The 524-nt window shown below is 58.4% G+C and carries 1 protein-coding gene; it reads left to right on the top strand.

The window, feature by feature from the left end:
• Positions 1-380 (top strand): DUF6630 family protein (locus QQJ86_RS20230; RefSeq protein ID WP_284322791.1); only part of this gene is annotated, 380 nt, incomplete at its 5' end.
• Positions 381-524: the final 144 nt, after the last annotated feature.

The raw sequence follows: 524 nt of genomic DNA, 5'->3' as shown, positions 1-524 counted from the left end.
TAGGTCATGCCGATGAGGATGAGATCGAGCCCATTCAGATGATCAGCCAGGTGATCGACTGGCGCTCGGGTTTCCGTGTCGACGCTGATGACACGCGGACCTTGGTGCAGGCGATCGATGAACTGACCTCGCGCTGGAATCTGTCGGTGGAATGGGATGGCGACCCTGACGATGACGACTTCCATGCCGATGTCGATGCGCCGTCACTGTTCGCTACGGCCTACGACAGCCTGACTCCATACGGTTACACCTTGTGGGCCTGGGAAACTGACGACGGCAGCTACGCCGGCTGGATGACGCTGACCCGTGACAACGAGCCGCTGCGTGAACTGGCTACGTCGTTGGGCATCACTATGCGTTTGGGCAGCGAAGTCACCTGAGTTCGTCTGCACCCAAAGCAGTGTTGGCACGACACGCACTTTCGTAATTACATGGACTCGCCCCCGCGCTAAATAAGGCCTCATGGGCCAGCGGTGGAGAGTAAAACTATCCACCGTTCTGTAACGAGCGAGGGCGAGTCCATG

Source organism: Dyella acidisoli (assembly GCF_030160295.1).
GTDB classification, from domain to species: domain Bacteria; phylum Pseudomonadota; class Gammaproteobacteria; order Xanthomonadales; family Rhodanobacteraceae; genus Dyella_B; species Dyella_B acidisoli.
Note: the sequence above shows the minus strand (reverse complement) of the source record. Positions and strands in the feature narration are given on the sequence as shown.